The following is a 21489-nucleotide window of genomic DNA, read 5'->3' as shown; positions in this document are numbered from 1 at the left end:
ACCGCGATCCGACAACCGGTCCCGGACTTCTTCGAAGATCTTTCCGGACGCCGCGCCATTCAGTCCGTGGGCTCGAGGGCCGCGCGAAGGATCGCCCGCGCGGAACCGGCCAGTACCTCGGCGGCGCGTTCGCGGTCGAGCCCGCCGATGTCGGTGAGCCACACCAGCGACTCGATGCCGGTAGCGGATCGGATCGCGACGGCGGTTTCGCGGATGTCGACGTGCGGATGAGTCTCGGCCAGCGGCGCCAGCGCCTCCTCGATCCAGCGGATCGCCCGGCCGCCACGCAGGATCGGCTGCGCCGCCCCCGGCTCCAGGGACAGCCGCAGCTGCGCTCGCAGCTGCGGCTCCCAGCGCACCACGAAGTCCAGGAACGACCGCATGACCAGCTCGAGGCGCGGCTCCGCCTCAGCCGGCGCGTCGACCGGCAGCAACCCGACGCCGTCCTCGATTTCCGGGTAGGCGGCGAGCAGCAGGGCGCGCTGGTTCGGGAAGTAGCGGTACGCCGTGGTCCGCGAGATGCCCGCGATGGCGGCGGCGTCCTCGACGGCCGGCGACTCGCCCGCCGCGAGCAACTCGTGCGCGGCCGCCACCAGCGCGGCCCGCGTCCGGCCCTTCTGCCGCCGGCGGCCGGTGGACTCATATGGTACGTCCATGCCATCATGGTACTTCAGTGCCATAAGGAGGCAGCCATGGCCGACGACCCCACGGACACGAACCCCGAGCTGTACCGAGTCGCCTTCGAAAACGAGCGGGTCCGGGTGCTCGAATACCTCGACGGACCAGGCGATCGGACCGCGCCGCACCGGCACCCGGACAGCGTGATGGTCACCCTCAGCTCGTTCCGGCGCCGGGTCCACGCCGGCGGCCAGGAAGTCCGCGTCGATCTGCCGGCAGGCGCCGTCCGGTGGCTCGACGAACAGGAGCATTCAGGCGAGAACGTGGGCGACACCCCGACGCACTCGGTGTTCATCGAGCTGAAGGAACCTCGTCCCGACGGCATCGTCTCGACCACCGCCTTGGGGCCCGCTCAACCATGAGGACGCACCTCCGGGCCACAACCTGCGTCCGCCGCTTAGTCACCGACGCCGTCGAGCACGTCAGCGAGAGCCGAGGCGATCAGGGCCACGGCCCGGTCCTCGTCGCCGGCCGACTGCCGCAGGACGTCGCGCGCGAGGGTGCCCGGCAGCTCGGCGAGCGCCTGGACCAGGCGGATCCGCACGGCGGCGTCCGCCGTGTTCGCGGCCAGCTCACCGGCCAGCGCACCCAGGATCCGCTCCGCGAACGCGGGGTCCAGGGCCAGTGCGCTGAGCACTTCCGCCGCTTCGACGTCGTTCGTGCCCTTGACCACCATGTCGACGAGAACCGGGACCGCGGCGGTCACCCCGCGGCTCCCTGAGGCCAGCGCGGCGTGCCGGCGCACGTCCGGGTCCGGGTCTTCGAGCGCGCCGGTGAGCACCGCGGTCGCCTCGTCGCCGGGGAGCTCGGCGATCGCCAGCACCGCGCGCCGCCGGACGTCGACGTCGGCGGAACGCATTCCGGCGGCCACGCCCGCCACGCCGTCGGTGCCCGCTCGGGCCAGCGCCCAGCGCAGGGCGCCGGCGACGTTCGGGTTCGCTTCGGTGAGGACCGCCTTGGCCAGCAGCTCGGCGGGCATCTGCACGTCCTCGGCCGGCGCCAGGGCCGCCTGCTGCCGGCGTGACGGACTGGGCGAATCGAGCCCGTGCAGGAGCTCGACGACGTGCAGGACGCCGTCCCAGCCGGCGGGCTCCGAGGCGTCGATCGCCCGGAGCCGCTCGAGGAGTTCCTGTTCCCGCTTCAGCCGGTCTTCGGACCGCCGGACGAGGTCGCCGACCAGCGCGGACGGGGTGAAGCCAGGGTCCGCCAGCGCACGGCCGACCTGCCGCAGCGACATGCCGAGGGACCGCAGCCCTTCGACGTGGAAGATCCGGCGGATGTCCTCTTCGGAGTATTCGCGGTACCCGCCCACCGTGCGACCGGTCGGCCGCACCAGCCCGAGGGAGTCGTAGTGCCGCAACATCCGCGTACTCACCCCGGACCGGCGGGCCACCTCGCCGATCAGCACCCCGTCGACCCGGCTCGTTCCGGCCCGAGGGCAACGACCCGCTTCGCCTCGTCGACGGCCAGGTCGAAGCCGTCGTCCGGGTTGTGCAGCAGCCGTCGCGTGGCGTGGGCGTGGGCGCGCACACCCGGGTCAGGACTCGCCAGCCCCGGTTGCAGGGCGGGCTCGGCCACGTCACCGAGGGCGAGAAGAGCCCGGCTGAGGCTCAGCTGCACGTCCCGGTCACCGCGCCCGAGCTGACGAGCCAGTTCCGCGGCCAGCCCGCCCTGCTCGTCGGCGGGCACGAGGACGACGGCAGCGCGCCAAGCGCTCCGCGCGACCTCGTCGTCGACGTCGCGCAGCAGCGACGGCGTGATCGCGGGCCACGCCGTCCGGTCGCCGATCTTCGACAGCGTGTGCAGCGCCTGGCTGCGGGCCTGCGCCCGCCCGGACCGCAGTTCCGTGACGAGCAGAGGCACGGTGAGCTCCGCCGGGAGGCGGGTCAACGACCAGGTGAGCATGTCCCGCACGAAGAAGTCCGGTTCGATCGCGCACCGGGCCACAAGCGCACCGGCAAGCCCAGGATCAGCCTGCGTCCCGGCAGCCAGCGCGGCCTGCAGCCGGATCGACGAGTTCCCGGCGCCCAACGCCTCGAGCAGGCGCGTGTCCGATGAGCGGTTCATGGTGACCACCTCCTCCCCGCAGTGAAGACCTTGTCACTGTGTCAAGGTCAAGAGGATCACGCGACCTGGTGGATCAGCAGGACCGGCACCGCGCCGAGAAGCCCTGCGGTCTCGGCGAACTGCGCTACCGGAGTGGAGTCCAACCTCGAATCGGTCAAGCCCGGCCTGGAGCGGGTCTCCGAAATGATCAGCGGCGGTCGCGCCGGGTGCCGGCTTGTCCGGAACCAGCAATGCCATCCCGTTTTCGTTACACAGAACCAAACCAGGGGCTGGGCGCATTTCTTCTGTCCGGCCGACCCAGGACACAAAGAAGCCCAGGCCACTGGCCTGGGCTTTTGCTCCCCCGCTTGGACTCGAACCAAGAACCCTCCGGTTAACAGCCGAATGCTCTGCCAGTTGAGCTACAGGGGAATGTTGCTCACTTCCGGTGCCGGTCTCTCCGACCGACGAGAAGAACTTTAGCCCATGCCCGCACACCCTCCGCACCCACCCCCCACTTGGCGCAACCGCCCCCTGCGCGCCGTTTTCCTGGACAATGGACAGTCGGACGACCTGTCGACGGAAGGCGTGGACGCGGATGAAGAAGTTCCTGCTGGGGGCAGGCCTGGGGTACGTGCTGGGCGCCAAGGCAGGCCGGGGGCGGTACGAGCAGCTCGTGCGCACCTACCGCCGGGTCGTCGACCATCCGATGGTCCAGGGTGCCGCCGGGGTGGCCCGGGCCAAGATCAGCGAGAAGGTGCGCCGCTAGACCTGGGCCACGACGAACACGCGGCGGAACTCGAACCACGTCGTGCCGTCGGTCCTGGTCGGGTACGCCGATGCCAAGCGTGGGGCCAGTTCCGCGCGGAACTGCTCCCACTCGGCGTCGGGCAGGGCCGCGCGGATCGGGCGCAACGCCGTCCCGGTGATCCACTCCAGCACCGGCGAAGGCCCTCGCAGCGGCTGCACGTACGTCGTCTCCCAGGCGTCGACTCCGCAGCCCGCGTCGGCCAGGAGGTTCGCGTACCCGAGCGGGCTCGAGACCGCGTCGTCCTCGCGGAGGACCACTTCGGCCAGCCGGGACGACCACGCCGGGGACGCCGCCAGTTCCCGCGTCAGCGCGTGCGAAGGCGCGTTGAAGTTGCCCGGCACCTGAACCGCCAGCCAAGCCCCTGACGGCAGCTCCGAAACCCATCGGCGCAGCAGCGCGTCATGGTCCGGCACCCACTGCAGCACGGCGTTCGACACCACGACGTCGGTGTCCGGCGCCGGTGTCCAATCGCGGACGTCGAGCAGCGACGCGTCCAGACCGCGGGCACGGGCGGCCGTCACCATTTCGGGTGAACTATCGCCGCACTCCAGGGCCGCGCCGGGCCAGCGTTTCCCCAGGTCGAGAGTCAGGTTGCCCGGACCGCAGCCGAGGTCGACGACGCGCCGCGGCGACTTGGCCCCGATGCGCGAGACCAGGTCGTAGAACGGCCGGCCCCGCAGGTCGGCGTAGTCGAGGTACTTCTCGGGATCCCACACGAGCCGCCTCCAAACAGTACGCTTGTACTGAGTACGAGCGTACTGCTACTCGGCGGGGTTGACCAGCTTCGCGGCGGCCTGCTCGGCGATGGCCGCGACCAGCTCGGCGTCGGTGCCCGGGTCGGGCCGGACCTGCAGGACGGTGCCGTCGCGGCCGGGCACCTTGCGCTGCACGAACCAGGCGCCCCCGGACCCGATCTCCTGCCGGTGCCGCGACCGGATCGAGCCCTCGACGCGTTGGTAGGCCTCGCGTGGGACCTTGCCCGGCGCGGCCAGCCGGAAACGCACCGGCGGCAGGTCGGCCAGCAGGACCGCCGCGCCCGCCTCACCCACTTCGGCCGATTCGGTCAGCGTGAACACGCCGGCCGCCCAGGCCGCCTTGCCGATCAGGTGCCAGCCGACGCGCCGCGCGCCACCCTCGGCCGGGATCCACAGCCCGAGCTGCGTCACGACCAGGTGCCCGCCGCCGTCGATCGGGGCGCTGACGACGACGTCTTCCCCCGGCGAAAGCGAACCGGTGAAGTCCGCGGGCGTACGGTCGCCGAGCAACCGGCGCAACAACTTCATCTCAGCCCCACGCGCCGGCGGCCGCCTGCTCGCCCAGCGACTTCTTGTACTGCTCCAGCGCGACCAGGTCGCCGAACAGCGCGCGGTAGTCGTCCGGTGCTTCGACCGGCGAGAGCCGCTGCAGCTTTCCCTTGATCTCCGCGATCTGCCGGCCGACGAGGCCCTCCTGCAGCCGGGCGAGGATCGAGGAGATGTACCGCGAGTCGACTTCGTCCTTGGCCTGCAACGGTTCCACGGCCAGCTCGGACAGCACGCGCCGGACCGTCCCTTCCGGACAGTGCGGAGCGGCCGCGTCCAGCAGCGCCGGGCCGGTCAGGCCCGAACCCGCGCCACCCGCCTTCAGGACGGCTTCGTGCACCGCGACGTACACCGGGTGCGTGAACGCCTCCAGCGGCAGCGCGTCGTACTCGGGCCCGGCGATCGCGGGCTGCTGCAGCGCCGCTTTCAGCGCCTCGCGCTGGACGGCGAACCGCGGATCCTTCGGCGCCGGGCGGGCGACGTCCTGCGAAGGCGCCGGGGTCTCCGGGGCGCCGACGCGAGCCGGTTGCTTGAGGGGGGCGCCACCGCGCCGGTCGGTCGCGCCCGCGCTGCCGCGGACCCGGTTGACCACCTGCGCGACGTCCTGCCAGCCGACCCACCACGCGAGCTTCGACGCGTAGCCGTCGCGGGCCGCGCGGTCCTTGATCGACGCGACCATCGGCACGGTCCTCTGCAGCGCCGAGACCTGGCCGTCGACCGAGTCGAGGTCGTAGTTCTTCAGGGTGCTCCGGATGACGAACTCGAACAGCGGGGTCCGCCGTGCGACCAGGTCCTTCACCGCGCTGTCGCCCTTGGCCAGGCGCAGCTCGCAGGGGTCCATGCCGTCCGGCGCGACCGCGATGTACGTCTGGCCGGCGAACGTCTGGTCGCCCTCGAACGCCTTCAGCGCGGCCTTCTGACCCGCTTCGTCGCCGTCGAAGGTGAAGATCACTTCGCCGCGGAAGGCGTCGTCGTCCATCATCAGCCGGCGAAGCACCTTCATGTGGTCTTCGCCGAACGCCGTGCCCGACGACGCGACCGCCGTCGGCACGCCCGCCGCGTGCATCGCCATCACGTCGGTGTAGCCCTCGACCACGACGACCTGGTGCTTCTTCGCGATCTCGCGCTTGGCCAGGTCGAGGCCGAACATGACCTGGGACTTCTTGTAGATCGGCGACTCGGCGGTGTTGAGGTACTTCGCCGAGATCCGGTCGTCGTCGAACAGCCGCCGCGCGCCGAAGCCGACGACCTCGTTGCCGACGTCGCGGATCGGCCAGACGAGCCGCCGGTGGAAGCGGTCCATCGGGCCGCGCTGGCCCTCCTTGGACAGCCCCGCCGTCAGCAGCTCCTTGACCTCGAAACCGCGCGTGAGCAGGTGCTTGGTCAGCTTGTCCCAGCCGCCGGGGGCGTAGCCGCAGCCGAACGTCTTGGCCGCGGCGGCGTCGAACCCGCGCTCGGACAGGAAGTCCCGGGCGGTGCGCGCTTCGTCGGTGGACAGCTGCTCGGCGTAGAACTCCTGGGCGGCGCGGTGGGCCTCGATCAGCCGGCTGCGGCTGCCGCGGTCGCGCTGGATCGTCGCGCCGCCGCCTTCGTAGGTGAGCCGGATGCCGACCCGGTCGGCCAGCCGCTCGACGGCCTCCACGAAGGTGATCAGGTCGATCTTCTGGACGAACTTGATCACGTCGCCGCCCTCGCCACAGCCGAAGCAGTGGAAGGTGCCGTGCGTCGGGCGGACGTTGAACGACGGGGTCTTCTCGTTGTGGAACGGGCAGAGGCCCTTCAGGCTGCCCCCACCGGCGCGGCGCAGCGCCACGTACTCCCCGACGACCTCGTCGATCCGGTTCCGCTCGCGCACCTCCGCGATGTCGCTCTCCCGAATCCGTCCTGCCACGTCACCCACTCTAGTCTTCCCCGTCTCCCCGGCTCCGCCCGTGTGCGGCACACTCGGGACATGGCCTCCACGCCCACCGCCCAGGACACCTTCGCCGCGGAGTTCGCTGCCCACCGCGGTCACCTGATCGGGGTCGCCTACCGGCTGACCGGCACGCGCGCCGACGCCGAGGACGCGGTCCAGGAGTCGTGGCTGCGCCTGGCCGGGCTCGACGACGCCGGCCGCGCGGCGATCCGCGACCTGCGCGGCTGGCTCACCACCGTCGTCGGCCGGATCTGCCTCGACCGGCTCAAGTCGGCCGCCGCGCAGCGCGAGCGGTACGTCGGCCAGTGGCTGCCGGAGCCGGTCGTCACGCCGTTCGGGCAGCCGGTGAGCGAGGACCCCCTGGACATCGCGGTCCGCGACGACGGCCTGCGGATGGCCGCCATGGTCGTGCTCGACAAGCTGACCCCGGAGCAGCGCGTCGCGTTCGTGCTGCACGACGCCTTCTCGGTGCCCTTCGCGGAGATCGCCGACGCGCTCGGCTGCTCGGTCGAGGCCGCGCGCCAGCACGCGTCCCGGGGCCGCAAAGCCCTCGCCGATGCCGACCCGGCCCCACGCGTCCCGCTCGACGACCAGGCGCAGATCCTCGAGAAGTTCGTCGGCGCGCTCCTGGCCGGCGACATCCGGGCGATGACCGAGCTGCTGGCCCCGGACGTCGTGCTGGTCGGCGACTCGAACGGCAAGGGCCGCACCACCCGCCAGCTCATCCTGGGCCCGGACAAGATCGCCCGGTTCTTCATCGGCCTCATGCGCAAGTACGAGCCGGGGGTGGTCGAGCGCGGCGCGCCGGTGCTGGTCAACGGCGACCTGGGGATGTACCTGCCGCCGATGCCGGGCCGCGAGGGCTTCCTCGCCCTCGACGAGCACGTGCAGTCGATCAGCGTCCGCGACGGCCGGATCGTGGCCATCTACGACATGGTCAACCCGGACAAGCTGACCCGGATCACGCGTCCCGCCGCCGCGCCTGAGTGATCCCGGCCGCCAGCAGGAGCACGGCGAAGGCGCCGAAGTAGGCCAGGGCCCAGCCCGGGCTCAGCGGCGAGTCCGACAGGACGGTCGCGTTGCCGCCGTCCCGGCCGGCGTTCGCTTCCCCGCTGCCGCTGAGGAACTTGGTGATGGCGTTCAGCGGCAGCCACCGGTGGATCTCCTGCCCCACCCGGGGGATCAGCGTGACGACGTTCTCCGCCATCAGCGGGTAGGCGACGAGCAGCGCGACCGCACCGGCGGTGTACCGCACGAGCAGGCCCACGCCGACCCCGCAGACGGCCGCCAGGGCGAACACCGGACCGGTGCCGGCGACGATCGTCCAGTCCGCGACGCTGTCGAGGGCCAGGTCGGCGTCCGGGGCGAGGACCCGCGCCACCAGCCAGGCCGTGAACGCGGCGACCTCGCCGAGCCCGAACGCGTACCCGGCGGCGACCACGGCCTTCGCGACCAGCACCGGCCACCGGCTGGGCACGCCCTGGAACGTGCCGTGGATCGTGCCTGTGTGGTATTCGCTCGTCACGGCGAGCCCGGCCGCCACCAGGACGGCGACCATCCCGAGCTGGTAGCCGAACTGGGTGCTCGCGACGGTGGGCGGCAGCCGCGACTCGGTCGCCGTGAGGGCGGTGAGCGCGGCCGGGCCGGCCAGCGCGACGAGCGCGAAGACGCCGCACACCCACGGGGTGGCGATGCTGAAGAGCTTGATCCGTTCACTGGCGACGAGGTGCATGCCGGAACGGTCCCGCGGCGGACCCCGGTCGCGCGTCCGACCGGGGTCCGATTCCCGGGGTCCTACTACGGGAGCGGGACGCGGCAGGCGTCGCCCGAGGTGAAGCCCTGGTCGACGATGCCGAGCGCGCTGTTCATCCGGGCGCGCGAGTTCTCCAGCGCGATCTGGTAGGTCAGCTCGACGACGCCCTCGCGGCCGAACTCGCGCTCGAGCACGGCGACCTGGTCATCGGTCACGGTGACCTGCTCGCCGGACATCGCGTCGGCGTAGGCGATCGCGAGCCGCTCCTGGTGACTGAACGCGGGCGAGGTCGCGTAGTCGTCGATCTTCTTGAGGCGCTCGATGTCCAGGCCGTCGTGCTTCTGCAGCATCGTGCCGAAGTCGACGCACCACGAGCAGCCGATCCGGGTCGCGACGCGGTAGACGGCGAGCTCGCGCACGTTCGCCGGCACCTTCTTCGAGGCCCGCTCAACCAGCAGCTCGTGCACGGCGTTGGCTCGCAGCAGGCCCGGGTGGTGCGCGGCGACGGCCATCGGCTCGGGCACCGCGCCGTAGCGCCGCCCGGCGAACCGGTACACCAGCTTGAGGAACGGGCCGGCGTCGGACGTCTTCTTCGCGGGGATGCGAGGCATCTGCGTTCTCCCTTCGTTCGCGGTCACGAAGGGGACGAGACCGCTTCGGAGGACGTGACAGCGGGGGCCGTGACGCAGGCCACGAGCATGATCGCGGCCGCGGAGGCGAACACGACGGTGAGGCCGGCGGCGCCGAGCCCGCCGGTCGTGGCCAGCGCGAGCCAGCCGAACACTGCGGCGCCGGCCAGCCCGCCGGCCTGCCGGGCGAAGGTCAGCGAGCCCAGGGTCACGCCCATCAGGTCACGCCGGGCGCGGGTCTGGCCCAGGACGGTGTACGCGGACGTACAGACCGCGAAGGCCGCGCCGATCGCGAAGAGCCCCGGCGCGAGGAGCCAGGGAGTACCGCCCAGAGCGGCCGCGACGGCGACCGCAGCGAGTCCGGCCATGCCGAGCAAGCAGCCGAACCGGCCCCACGCCGTCATCTCCGGGCGTTTGCGGGCCAGCGCCGCGAAGGAGGCGGACAGCGCGAGCTGCCCGGCGGTCATCGCGACGAGCAGCACACCGATCCCGGCCGCGGCCGCACGCAGCGCGGCGACCAGTGCGACGTAGGTGAAGGTGCCGTAGAGCGCGGCACCGGCGAGGCCGTTGACCACCACCGCGCGCGCGAGGACGGCGTCCGCGAAGACCTTCGGCGAGATCAGCGGGCTCGGTGTGCGGCGCTGCCTGCGCACGAACAGGAACCCCGTGACGACCGCGGTTCCGGCCAGGATCGGCGTCCACAGTGGACTTTTCGCGGGGCCGTCGACGGTACCGAGCGCGACGACGGCGGAACCCGCGACGGTGAGCAGCACGCTGCTCCCGACGTCGAATTTCTCCGTGGTGCGGCGGGATTTCGCGGGCAGCCCGCGCAGGCCGAGCACCAGGGCGGGCACGCACAGCGGGAGGTTGACCAGGAAGATCCAGCGCCAGCCCGGACCCGCGGCGAGCAACCCGCCCAGCGGCGGCCCACCCAGGGTGGCGGCCGCGAAGACCGCCGTCTGCCAGCCCTGGCGGCGCAGCAGCTCGTCGCGCTCGAACAGCTCGCCGAGCGCGCTCATCGCCGTGACGATCAGGCCGCTCCCACCCAGGCCCTGCAGCGCGCGGGCGGCGATCAGCGAACCGAGGTCGGGCGCGGCGGCGCACCACGCCGAGGCCGCGGCGAACACGAGGACCGAGCCGGCGAACGAGATCCGGCGGCCGTAGAGGTCGCCGAGCCTGCCGTGCAGCGGCGTCGCGACAGTGAGGGTGAGCAGGCCGGCGGCGGTCACCGCGACGAGACCGGTGCGGGCGTGCAGGTCCTCGCCGATCGAGGGCAGCGCCGCGGTGACGATCAGGCCGTCGAGCTGGGCCATGGCCATGCCGAGCAGGAGACCGGCGAAAGCAAGGTTCCGAGATGCGTGCATAAAGCACACGTTATAACGTGCCTTATGCACGCATCAAGCTCCGACGGCGGCCCGGCCCTCTTCCGTCTGGTCCGGCACTGGGCGCGCCAGTGGGCCCCCGACGTCGTCGAGCGCTTCGCCGACGGCGCCCCGCCGGCGTGGACGGTGCCGAACCTCCTGGTCATCCAGGCCGTCGACGGCGCCACGGCGGACGAGGTGACGGTTGCGGATGTGGCCCACCAGCTGGGCATCGACCGCTCGGTGGCCAGCCGGATGGTCGGCGAAGCGGGCCGGGACGGCTTCGTGGTGCGCTCGACGTCGGCCCGGGACGCGCGCCGCGCGGTGCTGACGCTCACCGACGCGGCGAAGGAGTTCCTCGCGGCTTCACAGGCCCACCAGCGTCAGGCGTTCGAGGCGCTGGTGGGCAACTGGCCTCGCGAAGACCGCGAACGTTTCGCGGGCTACCTGGGTCGCCTCGCGGACGAAGTCCTCGGTTAGTCCAGGATTTCGTTCAGCACTTCCCAGGCGTGCCAGGCCCGGGTCACGCCGAACTGCGCGGTGAACCGCAACGCGGCCCGCACGTCCTCGGGCGACGCGCCGCCCCGCAGCGCGCGGCCCACGTGCGTGCGGAACGTGTCGGCCAGCGTCCGGTAGTGCACGTCGACACTGAGGCTGACCAGGCCGCGCTCGCGTTCGCTGAGCGTCCCGGGCCCGTGCCCGGTGCGCATCCGCGACTGCAGGTCGAAGTAACCGGTGAAGTGCGGGTCCAGCTCGTCCAACCGGGCGCGCACCGCGTCCGGGAGCGGACTGGGCGCGGCGTCCGGCCCGGTCGACAGCAGCTCGGGCGCCAGCGGTTCGGCCTTCTCATGCGAAATCCCGAGTTCCGCTTCAAGCTCGGTGATCCGCTCGATGCCCGCCGTCGCGGCGTGGTAGCCACAGTCGTACGAGACGAACCGCAGCAGCTCGCGGATGTCCGAAGTGGACACTCCGGCGGCGAGCCCGGTCCGCACGTGGGCACTGAACGCCATCCCCAAGCTCGCCTGGCAGACGTCGGCCGTGACGCAGAGGAACGTCTTCTCCCGGACGGTCAGCTCCGGGATCGCCCGGACGTACTTCGCGGTGGCGCCGACCATCTGGGCGAACACCGGGTCGAGCGCGGCCAGCCGGTCCAGGTTGGCCGGCGTTTCGGTGGTGGTCAAGATCGTGCTCCCTCAGTGTGGTGAACATTCGTAGCACTACAGCTGTAGTGCGAGTGACGCTACACCTGTAGCGCAATGGGTGTCCAGCTACACTGGGCCGACCATGACCGAGAACCGCCGTCGCCCCAACGCCCGCGGCCAGGGCGAGCTGCTGCGCGAAGAGATCGTCACGGCCGCCGTGCGGATGCTCGACGAGCTCGCCGACGACGAAGCGCTGTCCCTGCGGGCCGTCGCGCGGGAGGTGTCGATCGCGGCGACGTCGGTCTACCTGCACTTCCCGGACCGCGATGCGCTCGTCCTGGCCGCGATGCAGCGCTGCCACGAAGAGCTCGTCGGCGCCGGGGACGCCGCCGCCGCGGAAGCACCGGACCCGGCGGCCGCGCTGCGCGACCGGATCCTGACGCAGGCGGCGTGGGCGCGCGAGCACCCCGGGCTCTACAAGGTGCTGCACGAGAGCAAGGTCCACCGGCGGCTCGGGATGCCGTTCAAGGAGGTCATGGTCGCGCGCACGATCGACGCGGTCCAGGCGTGCATGGACACGGGCCTGGCGCCGGCCGACGACGCCGCGACCGTCGCCATCGACCTGCGCACCGCCGTCAACGGCATGCTGGCGCAGCGGATCAACGAGCCCGACCTGCCCTGGCCGCCGGCCGTCGAGCAGGTCGACCGGTTCCTCGCGAAGCTGGTCGGCCTGCGACTTTGACTTGTGATCACGCCCGGAACCGGCTTGGGTGAGCGGCCATGAGCCCCCAGACGGTGATCCCGCGGATGGTGGTGCGCGATCTCGTCGCCGCCGTCGCGTTCCTGCGCTCGGTCTTCGGTGCCACCGGCGAAGCCGAAGGCGGGCGGCCCGCCGAGATCCGCATCGGCGACTCGCTCCTCATGGTGTCGGCCGAAGGCGAGCGCGAGCTGTTCCCCGCGTTCCTGTACGTGTACGTGGCCGACGCGGACGCGACGTACCGCCGGGCCTTGGACTGCGGCGCGACCAGCCTCGAGGCACCGGCGAACACGCCCTACGGTGACCGCCGGGCGATGGTCCGCGACCCGTTCGGCAACGTCTTCCAGATCGCGCACCGCCGTGGCTGACCGCGTGCCGAAGCTGCGCCAGGTCGTCCTCGACGCGACGGACGCCCGCGCGCTGGCGGAGTTCTACCGGCAGTTGCTGGGCTTCTCGTACCGCCCGGGCGATCCGGACGACTGGGTGGTCTTGCTCGACGCGTCCGGCGTTCCGCGGCTGGCGTTCCAGCAGGTCGCCTCGCTGCCCCCGCCGACCTGGCCTTCCGGACCGCGCCCGCAGATGCTGCACCTCGACCTGACGGTGGACAGCCTCGCCGACCTGGACGAGCAGCACGAGCGGGCGCTCTCCCTGGGCGCGCGGCTGCTGGCGGACCACGCGGACGATCCCGAGGAGCCGCTGCGCGTCTACGCCGACCCGGCGGGCCACCCGTTCTGCGTGTTCGTCAGCCCGCCGGGCTGAGGCCGCCTCGCTACTCCCCGGTGCCACCGTCGATCGACTCGCGGATGAGGTCGGCGTGGCCGTTGTGGCGGCAGTACTCCTCGACCATGTGGGCCAGGATCCAGCGCAGGCTCGGCGAAGTGCCGTCCCGCCGGGTGTGCTTCGACGGCTGCGAAAGGTCACCCTTCGCCAGCGCCTCCGCGTACAGCTCGCGCGACCGCGTGACCGCCCCTTGCCAGAGCTCGCGGAGCTGCTCGGGCGAGTCCTGCGCCGCGGAATCCCAGTCCCAGTCCGGGTTTTCCCGCCAGTCGACGGTGTTCCACGGCTCTGCCGGTTCGCGGTCGAACAGGACGCACGAAAACCAGTAGTCCTCGACGTACGCGAGGTGCTTGAGCAGCCCGCCGAGCGTCATCGTGGCCGGTGGGTGCGTCGCGCGCAGGCCCTTCTCGTCCAGGCCGGCACACTTCCACGCGAGGGTGTCGCGGTGGAAGTCGAGGAAGCCGAGCAGGATCGCGGCTTCGTCGCCGTCGACGGGCGGCTCGGTCCGCCCCTGGTCGTCCACTGAGGTCACGGGCGCCGACTCTACCGAAATTGTCGGACCCCTCCACTAGGTTTCCGGCATGGCTGAATTCGTACTGGTGGCAGGCGCTTGGCTCGGTTCGTGGGCGTGGGACGACGTGGTCCCGCGGTTGCGCGAAGCGGGCCACGGCGTCCATGCGGTGACGTTGTCCGGCGTCGCCGAGAAACGGGAGGTTCCCGCCGGGCAGCAGACGCACGTGCGGGACATCCTCGACGTCGTCTCGCAGGGCGATTTGCGGGACGTCGTGGTGGTCGGGCACAGCTATTCCGGCATCCCGGTGGGGCAGGCGGCGGAGCAGATCGGCGATCGGCTGAAACGCGCGGTGTTCGTCGACTCGAACGTGCCCACCGTCGGGGAGTCGTTCGCCTCCGCCTGGTCCGAGGCGCGGGTGGCGGCGCTCACGGACAGCGGCTTCTGGCCACCACTGACGGCGGAAGACTATGCGGGACAAGGGCTTTCGGACGCCGAGATCGCGCGGATTGTCGAAGGTTCGACCCCGCACCCGGCAGCGTCGCTGACCGAACCCGCGGTGCTTTCCCGTCCGCTGGGCGAGCTCCCGGCGACCTACATCAAGTGCCTGCTCGACGGCGACACTCCCAGCCCCGATGTGGCGAAGCTGCTCGAGAGCGAGCGGTGGGAGCTGGTGGAGATGAACACCGGTCACTGGCCGATGTTCTCTCAGCCGGCGGAGCTGGCGCGGATCCTGCTGGAGGCCGCTTGATCGGTTACGGCGTCAGCGGGCGCACGTCCCAGATCCAGACTCCGCCGACGAACTCGGCCGGCTTGCGCAGCAGAAGCTCCACAGTGGACTTCAGTGCTTCCTGGTTCTGGCGGGGGCCGACCACCAGCACGTCCGCGTTCCAGGCGCGCAGGTCGGCCAGCGCCTGGGTGCGGTCGGCTTCGGTGACGTCCGCGGTCTGCCCCGTCTTCTCGACCTCCGCGAACAGGTCCGACGTCGGCAGGGGCACCGCGCCGTAGCGGCCGCGGCGGTCGTCCGCCGAGGTCGGGCCGACGAAGTAGCCCTCGGGCATCGGGTAGCCGAGGCCGGCGTCGACCTGCCAGTGCAGCGGCTCGGCCTCGCCGGTGCTCGGCAGCGGAACCGGCACGAGCGAACCACCCGGGGCGATGTACTGGCGCCAGATCCCGTCGGCGAAGAAAGGAGGTGAGAGCGGGCGTTCGTGCGTCACCAGCTCCGTCGGCGCGATCGGCAGCAGCACGGCGACCACCGCGCCGATCCAGATCATGCGCAGGGGGAACCGGGGTTTGCCGTCCAGGGGCTCCGGTTGCTCGGCCGCCGCCGTCCAGACGCGGTGCGTCGCGATCGCCAGGAGCCCGCCGACCACCGGGATACAGCCCATCGCCAGCCGGGATTCGAGCAGCGAGTCCAGCAGCGGCAGCTGCCCGAGCCACTTCCACGGCCCGGCGATGCCGGTGTCGTCGTGCGCCACGGTGATTTCGATGCCCAGCGAAAGGAGGGCCATCACGTACATCGTGATCGCCAGCGCGCGCGAAACGACGTCGCGCCAGAGCCAGATCGTGAGCACCACCATGAGCACGATCAGGGGCCAGCCGAAGAACGCGTTCTCCTCGGTGCGGTTCATCGACACGTCCGCGGCCGCCTCGGGCGCGCCGGCGATCGACTGCGTCGCGAAGCGCGTGAACGCCGCCGTGTCGTTGCCCGCCGAACCGTGCAGCAGCGAGTGGAAGCTCTGCGGGCCGAAGAACTGCCAGTACAGGGGGAACCCGGCGATCAGCAGCGCGACGACCGCGCCGATGCCGATCCCCTTGGCCAGCGGCGCCAGCATGCCGCGGATCTCCGCGCGGTGCGGGATCAGGTAGGCGATCGCGAACACGATGAACGTCAGCGCGAAGATCGCCAGCGGTTCTTCGCCGAGCAGAATCTGCCAAGCGACGAGCAACCCGAGCACGATCCCGTTGCGCACCGGGCGTTCGCCGTGCGCGATCTGGATGGTCTTGAGCGCGATGAACGGCAGCACGAACAGGACGACGAAGTTCGGGTGCGCGTTGCCGTGCGAGATCATCGGCGGGGCGAAGCCGCAGAACGCGCCGCCGATCGCGGCCGCCGTCCGGTTCGGCACCAGGTGGCGGGAGAACACCCAGTACCAGCCGGTCGCGGTGCCGGCGAGCCCGGCGGTGAGCACGATCGCCCAGGTCAGCGTCGCGCCGAAAGTCAGGGTGATCGGCGCGAGTGGGACGTTGAGGCCGAACATCGCCGCGTTGGCCGCCATGTTGACGCCGTGCGGGTAGTTCTGGAGGTCCGTGGTGAAGGGGTTCTGGAAGTGCAGCACGGCCTTCGCGACGACCGTCGAGTACCACTCCCACTGGCTCTGGTCGGCGGCGCCGTTCCAGAGGTAGCCGCGCTTGAGGTCGAACCAGAGCCCGTTGTAGAGCAGGATCGTGAACAGCAGGAACCCGCCGGTGATGGCGGAGTCCTGCCACGCCCAGCGCTTCGGGCCTTCGGGTGGTTCGGGGGCGGGCGGAACGAGGTCGGGGACGGCTTCGGACTTCAAGCTCACGGTTCGACCACCCTGGCGAGGAAGTGGAGGGCCCCGGTGCCGGCGTGCCGGACCAGCAGCAGGAACGGCCGGTCGACCGTGACGGTGACCGGGTCGTCGATGATCATCGAGGTGAGGCGCATGATCAGCGCGGTCGCCGCGGCCCCCTCGAAGCCCTGTTCGTCCACCCGCAGCACGGCCTGGTGCACCACCTCGGACACGGTCAGCCGCGGGTCCGGGGAGAGCCCGCTCAGGTCGGCCTCGTCGGTGAACATCGTGCGGACGCCGAGGCCGCGCAGCACGCCGGTGAGCGTGCTGGGGACGTCCAGCGAGATCTTGGGCAGCGCGAGCTCGACGGCCTTGAAGCCGATCCCGTCGAGCACGCTCGTCAGGGTCGCCTGGTCGAGGGCCGCTTCGGCTTCGGCGAGGTCGCCGTCGGGCAGCAGCACCACGGCCTGGAAGCCGCCCGCGGCGACCAGCTGCACGGCCTGCCAGCCGGCGACGTGCGCGTAGCCGACGCGTTCGCTGAGCCACATGGTCGGGACGTCACGAGTGCCGGACGGCGCGTGGAACGGCGCGTCGGTGGTGTTCGCCTCGCGGAACGGCAGCTTCCACGCGGCCTTCAGGTACAGCGCGTTGACCAGCACGGCCGCGACGTCCGAGGCGATCGAGCCGGGCGGCAGCAGCTCCGGGATGAGGCCGCGCGTGGTGCGTCCGACGTCCTCGTTGATCAGGGCCCGCGCGGCTTCGGGCTCCTTCTCGAAGGGAGCGCTCGCGACGGCGGCGCCGGGCCACGCGGCCAGCTCGGCCTTGAAAGAGTCCTCGAGCGGGAGCCGGTCGTCGGCCCACAGCGTGTTCGAGACGGCGACCTCGGCCTGCTCGCCCCGGGCCTCTTCGACGGTCTGCACGGCCTCCCGCAGCAAGGCGGTCTGCTGGTCGGGATCGCCGAGCAGGGCGACGAGCTCGTCGCGAGTCTCACCCCGCGCGGCTCGCGCGGCCAGGGTCAGCGCGCTGGCCACCGAATACGGCGAGAAACAGGAGTTTCCGCCCGCGGCACCGAGGGCCGCGTGGACGGCGAGGGCGAACCGGAGGTGGCTGTCCGTGGCCATGCGGGCGAGACTACCGGAACGGTTCACCCCACCGGGCGGCCACGCGGAACTCCGCCCACGGGTGACAAATCCCCCACGCGGAGGAGTACAGCCGAATGCCGGAACCACCGCCCACACAGGCCCGCACTCCACACCCAGACGGTCGACTCACGTACCCGAAGGGTCGACTTACGCACCTGCAGGGTCAGCTCGCGTGCCTAGAGGGTCGGCTCGCGTGATTGGGAGGTCAACTCGCGTGATTGGAGGGTCGACACGGCGAAGACCCACGCCCGCGCCGTGGTGACCCTTCAATCACGCGTGTCGACCCTCGGATCACGTGTGTCGACCTTTCGAGCACGGGTCAGCGGTGGTGGCGGGTTACGTGCCACGAGTACCACGTGTGGGCCTGCGCGTCCGTGAGCGAGGCGACCTGGTCGATCACCACCCGCAGCAGCCCCGCGTCGTCGCGCGCGGTGTTCCAGGCCGGGACGAACAGCGGGTCCAGGGACTCCGGTGCCCGGCGGGCCAGCGCGTGGACCAGCTCCACCAGCAGCTCGCGCTGGCCTTCCTGCATCGCCAGCCGGCGGCGGTCGCTCATCACGTACCGCAGCGCCAGCGCCTTCAGCAGCGCCACCTCCGCCGCGACCTGCTCCGGGACGCACAGCCGCGCCCGGTAGCGGCCCAGCGGCCCCTCGCCGTACTCCGCGCGGGTGCCTGTGACCGCCGCCGTCGTGAAGCGGCCGACCAGTTCGCTCGTCAGCCGCTTCAACGCCACCTGCGCGCCCGGGGAGCCGTCCGGCTCGGCCGACGTCAGCGCCGCCACCACCGGCAGCGCCAGCAGCTCCGCCGCCGCATCCTCCAAAGTGGACACCGACTGCGCCGAGAAGTGCTTGGCCGCGGCCTCGGCGACGGCCGCGCGCTCGTCCGGGTGGGCGAGCACGCGCAGCTTGATCCGGCCGGCCAGCACCCCGTCCTCGACGTCGTGCACCGAGTACGCGACGTCGTCCGCCCAGTCCATGATCTGCGCTTCCAGGCACGTCCGCTCTTCCGGCGCCCCTTCGCGGACCCACGAGAACACCGGGACGTCGTCGGCGTACACGCCGTACTTCACCTGCCCCGGCTTGCGCGGCCACGGGTACTTCGTGGTCGCGTCCAGGCACGCGCGAGTCAGGTTGAGCCCCACCGGGTCGCCGTCGGCGGACAGGAGCTTCGGTTCCAGCCGGGTGAGGATGCGCAACGTCTGCGCGTTGCCTTCGAAGCCGCCGCACGAAGTGGCCACCTCGTCGAGCGCGCGCTCGCCGTTGTGCCCGAACGGCGGGTGCCCGATGTCGTGCGCCAGCCCCGCGGTGTCCACCACGTCCGGGTCCGCGCCCAGCTCGTCGGCGATCCCGCGCCCGATCTGCGCGACCTCCAGGGAGTGCGTCAGCCGCGTGCGCGGGACGCCGGTGACCTCGGCGCCCTCCCCCGGCCCGACCACCTGGGTCTTGCCCGCGAGCCGCCGCAGGGCCGCCGAGTGCAGCACGCGGGCCCGGTCGCGCGAGAACGCGCTGCGCCCGTCCGCGCGCGTGCCGGGCAGCGCCGCGCCCTTCGCCGGTTCCGGCAGCAGGCGGGCGGTGTCGTGCTCGGTGTAGTCCACCCGACCAGCCTAAACGCGGCCACCGACAAAACTCAGCCGAGGAAGGTGGCGAAGAGATCGTCGGCCGGGGTCTTCGTCAGCCGGTAGTACAGCAGCGCGCCGGTCTCGCGGATGATGTAGCGCACCTGCGTGACGCGCTCCTGCACGATCGGCCCGCTGTGCGTCGGTGCGGTCCAGGCGTCCAGGCCCAGGTCGTCCGCCATGGTCCGGGCCCGGAAGGAGTGCCACGGGTCGCTCACCAGCACCACCGAGTGCCAGCCGCGCCCCTGGACCTCGCTGGCGACCGCCCGGAGGCTCCGCAGCGTGTCGCTGCCCTCGCCGACCGCCAGCGTCGCCGAAGAAGGCACGCCGTGCCGGGTCAGCCAGAGCTGGCCGGCGCGGGCCTCGGTGAAGTTGTCCTCGGCCTTCTTGCCGCCCGCGGTGACGATCGTCTTCGCGACGCCCGAGTCGTAGAGCTGCTTCGCCTTGACCAGCCGCGCCGCGTAGATGTCCGACGGCTTGCCGTTGTACTGCGCCGCGCCCAGCACCACGATGACGTCGGCGGGCGTCCGGTCGTTCTCGCGCGCGACCTGCCAGACGCGGAACGCCGTGCCGCCGACGAGCGCGAGCAGCATGAGGACCGTGCCGAAGGCGATCCGGCGCGCCCAGCTCGCGCGCGTCGGTTTGGTGCGTTCAGCGGTACCCACCCGGACCATCTTGTCAGAAGGCCACCGGCCGCTCAGAGCCAGCCGCGTTCCTCGGAGACCCGTACCGCTTCGGCCCGGGTCCGGGCGCCGGTCTTGCCGATCGCGGCGGACAGGTGGTTGCGCACGGTGCCCTCCGACAGGTGCAGCGCCCGCGCCACGTCGGCCACCGTGCTGCCGTCCTTGGCCTCCCGCAGCACATCCCGCTCCCGCGCGGTGAGCGGGCTGGCGCCGGTGGCCAGCGACTCGGCGGCCAGCGCCGGGTCCACCACCCGGAGTCCACTGTGGACGCGACGGACGGCCTCGACGAGCTGCTCGGGCGGAGCGTCCTTGACGACGAACCCGGCCGCGCCCGCCGCCATCGCGCGGGCCAGGTAGCCCGGCCGGCCGAACGTCGTGCAGATGATCACCCGGCACGACGGGAGCGCGGCCCGCAGGTCGGCCGCCGCCTCCAGGCCGTCCTTGCCCGGCATCTGCACGTCGAGCAGGGCGACGTCGGGCTTGGCCTCGCGCGCGGCGGCCACCACCTCGTCGCCGGAGCCGACCTGCCCGACCACCTCGATGTCCGATTCGAGGCCGAGCACGGTCGCCAGCGCGCCGCGCACCATGGCCTGGTCGTCGGCCAGCAACACCCGGATCAAGCGAGTCCTCCCGCGGCTTCGGCGCGCACGGCCGGGGCGGCCGCGCGGGGTTCCGGCTGCGGGACCTCCGCCCGCACCAGCAATCCTCCCCCGGGCCGCGCCGAGGCCCGCAGGGTGCCCCCGGCCGCGGCCAGCCGCTCGGTCAGCCCGCGCAGGCCGTTGCCCGCGACCACCTCGGTGGCGGTGCCGTCGTCTTCGACCTCCAGCCAGGTGTCCCCCAGCTTCACCTTGACCAGCTTGGCCCCGGAGTGCCGCAGCACGTTCGTCACGGCCTCGCGCAGCACGTACCCGAAGACGCTCTGGAGCTCGGGCCGCACGTTGTCGACCGCGTGCGGCAGGTCGGCGTCGATCTCCGCGGCCCGCAACGCGGCCCGGGCGCCGACGATCTCGGCCGACAACGACACCTCCCGGTACTCCGACACGGTGGCGCGGACGTCGGACAGCGCACTGCGGGTGAGGCCCTCGACCTCGCGGATCTCCTGGACCGCGCGCGGGATGTCGCCGGCGCTCTCCAGCACCCGCCGGGCCAGCCCCGCCTTGACGGTGATCGTGGTGAGGCTGTGCCCGAGCAGGTCGTGCAGGTCGCGGGCGACGCGCTCGCGTTCGTTCGCCACCGCGAGCGTGGCGATCTCCTCGTTGGCCAGCTGCAGCCGCCGGACCGCCCGGACCAGGCTGGACATGAAGAACATCGCCATCGTCACCGACGCGACGGTGACCAGGTCGCCCCAGCCGTCGCCGAACCGGCCGTCCAGCAGCAGGATCCCGGCCCCCAGCAGCAGCGCGAGGCCGTCGAGGATCACCACCCAGGCCAGCGGTAGCAGGAACACCAGCGCGGCGGTGCCGTAGAGCATGACGAACGGGTTGGCGCCCGTCGCGGCGACCACGGCGAGGCCCAGGGCGAGCATCCACACGCTGTAGGCGAACCGGAACGGGCGGGCCCGGTCGAACGCCAGCGGGAAGAGCGCGTACGAGGCCGCGACGCCGTAGACGAGCACCCACATCGCCACCACGCCTGGCGTCACCGGGTCCCTGGCCAGCAGCGACTTCGTCACCGGGATGAGGTAGGGCAGGGTGAACACGACCGACAGGAGCGGCCACCGGAACTTGTCCGGCCCGCTGCGGCCCCGGTTGGGCGGCGGGTCCTCCCACCACGTCTCGTGGTGGCTCAGCCCGTACTTCTGCGCTTCGTCCTTGGCCATCGCCGTTCCCGTTCC

General features: G+C 71.9%; 25 protein-coding genes and 1 tRNA gene. 8 read left to right on the top strand and 18 right to left on the bottom strand.

Annotated elements, in window-relative coordinates; translation table 11 throughout:
- Positions 1-59: 59 nt before the first annotated feature.
- Entirely contained in the window at positions 60-656 is a 597-nt protein-coding gene (locus AB0C38_RS15240; protein ID WP_360672486.1) for a TetR/AcrR family transcriptional regulator, read from the bottom strand.
- A 36-nt stretch (positions 657-692) separates the two neighbouring features.
- On the opposite strand from AB0C38_RS15240, the gene AB0C38_RS15235 reads away from it, so the two are divergent.
- Positions 693-1040, top strand: coding sequence for a cytoplasmic protein (locus tag AB0C38_RS15235; RefSeq protein WP_360672483.1), 348 nt, complete (start codon positions 693-695; stop codon positions 1038-1040).
- A gap of 35 nt (positions 1041-1075) precedes the next feature.
- On the opposite strand, the gene AB0C38_RS15230 is transcribed toward AB0C38_RS15235, so the two are convergent.
- The 3 genes from AB0C38_RS15230 to AB0C38_RS15220 form a co-directional block, all read right to left on the bottom strand.
- Entirely contained in the window at positions 1076-2086 is a 1011-nt protein-coding gene (locus AB0C38_RS15230; RefSeq protein WP_360672481.1) for a HEAT repeat domain-containing protein, read from the bottom strand.
- On the bottom strand, positions 2080-2745 hold the full coding sequence (locus tag AB0C38_RS15225; protein ID WP_360672478.1) for a HEAT repeat domain-containing protein: 666 nt from the start codon (positions 2743-2745) through the stop codon (positions 2080-2082). The genes AB0C38_RS15230 and AB0C38_RS15225 overlap by 7 nt, the downstream gene beginning before the upstream one ends.
- Before the next feature lie 338 nt (positions 2746-3083).
- A tRNA-Asn gene (locus AB0C38_RS15220) sits at positions 3084-3156 on the bottom strand.
- Between the two features lie 166 nt (positions 3157-3322).
- On the opposite strand from AB0C38_RS15220, the gene AB0C38_RS15215 reads away from it, so the two are divergent.
- On the top strand, positions 3323-3493 hold the full coding sequence (locus AB0C38_RS15215; protein ID WP_166641722.1) for a hypothetical protein: 171 nt from the start codon (positions 3323-3325) through the stop codon (positions 3491-3493).
- Here AB0C38_RS15215 and AB0C38_RS15210 read toward each other — a convergent pair.
- From AB0C38_RS15210 to dnaG, 3 genes are read right to left on the bottom strand one after another with little or no spacing between them, the layout of a single operon-like run.
- Positions 3490-4251, bottom strand: a complete 762-nt coding sequence (locus AB0C38_RS15210) for a trans-aconitate 2-methyltransferase (RefSeq protein ID WP_360672475.1) — start codon at positions 4249-4251, stop codon at positions 3490-3492. The genes AB0C38_RS15215 and AB0C38_RS15210 overlap by 4 nt on opposite strands.
- A 45-nt stretch (positions 4252-4296) precedes the next feature.
- Positions 4297-4818: a hypothetical protein gene (locus tag AB0C38_RS15205; protein ID WP_360672472.1), complete on the bottom strand. Its 522-nt coding sequence runs from the start codon at positions 4816-4818 to the stop codon at positions 4297-4299.
- A gap of 1 nt (position 4819) precedes the next feature.
- Entirely contained in the window at positions 4820-6727 is a 1908-nt protein-coding gene (gene dnaG / locus AB0C38_RS15200) for a DNA primase (RefSeq protein WP_360672470.1), read from the bottom strand.
- A 60-nt stretch (positions 6728-6787) separates the two neighbouring features.
- Here dnaG and AB0C38_RS15195 point away from each other — a divergent pair, with 60 nt between their 5' ends.
- The gene (locus tag AB0C38_RS15195) at positions 6788-7741 is read left to right on the top strand and encodes a sigma-70 family RNA polymerase sigma factor (protein ID WP_360672467.1); all 954 of its coding nucleotides are present in this window, start codon (positions 6788-6790) and stop codon (positions 7739-7741) included.
- Here AB0C38_RS15195 and AB0C38_RS15190 read toward each other — a convergent pair.
- The 3 genes from AB0C38_RS15190 to AB0C38_RS15180 form a co-directional block, all read right to left on the bottom strand.
- Entirely contained in the window at positions 7713-8483 is a 771-nt protein-coding gene (locus AB0C38_RS15190; protein ID WP_360672465.1) for a hypothetical protein, read from the bottom strand. The two genes, AB0C38_RS15195 and AB0C38_RS15190, sit on opposite strands and share 29 nt — an antisense overlap.
- Before the next feature lie 65 nt (positions 8484-8548).
- On the bottom strand, positions 8549-9115 hold the full coding sequence (locus AB0C38_RS15185) for a carboxymuconolactone decarboxylase family protein (RefSeq protein ID WP_360672461.1): 567 nt from the start codon (positions 9113-9115) through the stop codon (positions 8549-8551).
- Positions 9116-9138: 23 nt separating this feature from the next.
- Entirely contained in the window at positions 9139-10497 is a 1359-nt protein-coding gene (locus tag AB0C38_RS15180) for an MFS transporter (protein WP_360672458.1), read from the bottom strand.
- Between the two features lie 24 nt (positions 10498-10521).
- Here AB0C38_RS15180 and AB0C38_RS15175 point away from each other — a divergent pair, with 24 nt between their 5' ends.
- Entirely contained in the window at positions 10522-10974 is a 453-nt protein-coding gene (locus tag AB0C38_RS15175; protein ID WP_360672455.1) for a MarR family winged helix-turn-helix transcriptional regulator, read from the top strand.
- Here the strand turns inward: AB0C38_RS15175 and AB0C38_RS15170 are convergent.
- Complete coding sequence (locus AB0C38_RS15170) at positions 10971-11675, bottom strand: carboxymuconolactone decarboxylase family protein (protein ID WP_360672451.1); 705 nt, start codon at positions 11673-11675, stop codon at positions 10971-10973. The two genes, AB0C38_RS15175 and AB0C38_RS15170, sit on opposite strands and share 4 nt — an antisense overlap.
- Before the next feature lie 103 nt (positions 11676-11778).
- On the opposite strand from AB0C38_RS15170, the gene AB0C38_RS15165 reads away from it, so the two are divergent.
- The 3 genes from AB0C38_RS15165 to AB0C38_RS15155 are packed head-to-tail and all read left to right on the top strand — an operon-like array spanning position 11779 to position 13152.
- Positions 11779-12378 carry a TetR/AcrR family transcriptional regulator gene (locus AB0C38_RS15165; RefSeq protein WP_360672448.1) on the top strand — a complete coding sequence of 200 codons (600 nt, stop codon included), beginning with the start codon at positions 11779-11781 and terminating at the stop codon, positions 12376-12378.
- 38 nt (positions 12379-12416) lie between these two features.
- The gene (locus AB0C38_RS15160) at positions 12417-12761 is read left to right on the top strand and encodes a VOC family protein (protein ID WP_360672445.1); all 345 of its coding nucleotides are present in this window, start codon (positions 12417-12419) and stop codon (positions 12759-12761) included.
- A gap of 4 nt (positions 12762-12765) precedes the next feature.
- Entirely contained in the window at positions 12766-13152 is a 387-nt protein-coding gene (locus tag AB0C38_RS15155) for a VOC family protein (protein ID WP_360672442.1), read from the top strand.
- A gap of 10 nt (positions 13153-13162) precedes the next feature.
- Here AB0C38_RS15155 and AB0C38_RS15150 read toward each other — a convergent pair whose 3' ends face one another.
- Positions 13163-13702 (bottom strand): DinB family protein, encoded by a 540-nt coding sequence (locus tag AB0C38_RS15150; protein WP_360672440.1) that lies wholly within the window; start codon positions 13700-13702, stop codon positions 13163-13165.
- A gap of 49 nt (positions 13703-13751) precedes the next feature.
- Here AB0C38_RS15150 and AB0C38_RS15145 point away from each other — a divergent pair, with 49 nt between their 5' ends.
- The gene (locus AB0C38_RS15145; RefSeq protein ID WP_360672437.1) at positions 13752-14432 is read left to right on the top strand and encodes an alpha/beta hydrolase; all 681 of its coding nucleotides are present in this window, start codon (positions 13752-13754) and stop codon (positions 14430-14432) included.
- 4 nt (positions 14433-14436) lie between these two features.
- Here AB0C38_RS15145 and AB0C38_RS15140 read toward each other — a convergent pair whose 3' ends face one another.
- From AB0C38_RS15140 to AB0C38_RS15115, 6 genes are all read right to left on the bottom strand, one after another.
- Complete coding sequence (locus tag AB0C38_RS15140; protein WP_360672435.1) at positions 14437-16248, bottom strand: glycosyl transferase; 1812 nt, start codon at positions 16246-16248, stop codon at positions 14437-14439.
- The gene (locus AB0C38_RS15135) at positions 16245-17336 is read right to left on the bottom strand and encodes a serpin family protein (protein WP_360672432.1); all 1092 of its coding nucleotides are present in this window, start codon (positions 17334-17336) and stop codon (positions 16245-16247) included. The genes AB0C38_RS15140 and AB0C38_RS15135 overlap by 4 nt, the downstream gene beginning before the upstream one ends.
- A gap of 340 nt (positions 17337-17676) precedes the next feature.
- Entirely contained in the window at positions 17677-18951 is a 1275-nt protein-coding gene (locus tag AB0C38_RS15130) for a deoxyguanosinetriphosphate triphosphohydrolase (RefSeq protein WP_360672429.1), read from the bottom strand.
- Positions 18952-18983: 32 nt separating this feature from the next.
- On the bottom strand, positions 18984-19637 hold the full coding sequence (locus AB0C38_RS15125; protein ID WP_360672426.1) for a YdcF family protein: 654 nt from the start codon (positions 19635-19637) through the stop codon (positions 18984-18986).
- Between the two features lie 32 nt (positions 19638-19669).
- Positions 19670-20275: a response regulator transcription factor gene (locus tag AB0C38_RS15120; RefSeq protein WP_360672423.1), complete on the bottom strand. Its 606-nt coding sequence runs from the start codon at positions 20273-20275 to the stop codon at positions 19670-19672.
- On the bottom strand, positions 20272-21474 hold the full coding sequence (locus AB0C38_RS15115; protein ID WP_360672420.1) for a sensor histidine kinase: 1203 nt from the start codon (positions 21472-21474) through the stop codon (positions 20272-20274). Before AB0C38_RS15115 ends, AB0C38_RS15120 begins: the two co-directional genes overlap by 4 nt.
- Positions 21475-21489: the final 15 nt, after the last annotated feature.

The organism is Amycolatopsis sp. NPDC048633 (assembly GCF_040650695.1).
Classification (GTDB): Bacteria; Actinomycetota; Actinomycetes; order Mycobacteriales; family Pseudonocardiaceae; genus Amycolatopsis.
This window is presented reverse-complemented; position numbering and strand designations above follow the sequence as displayed.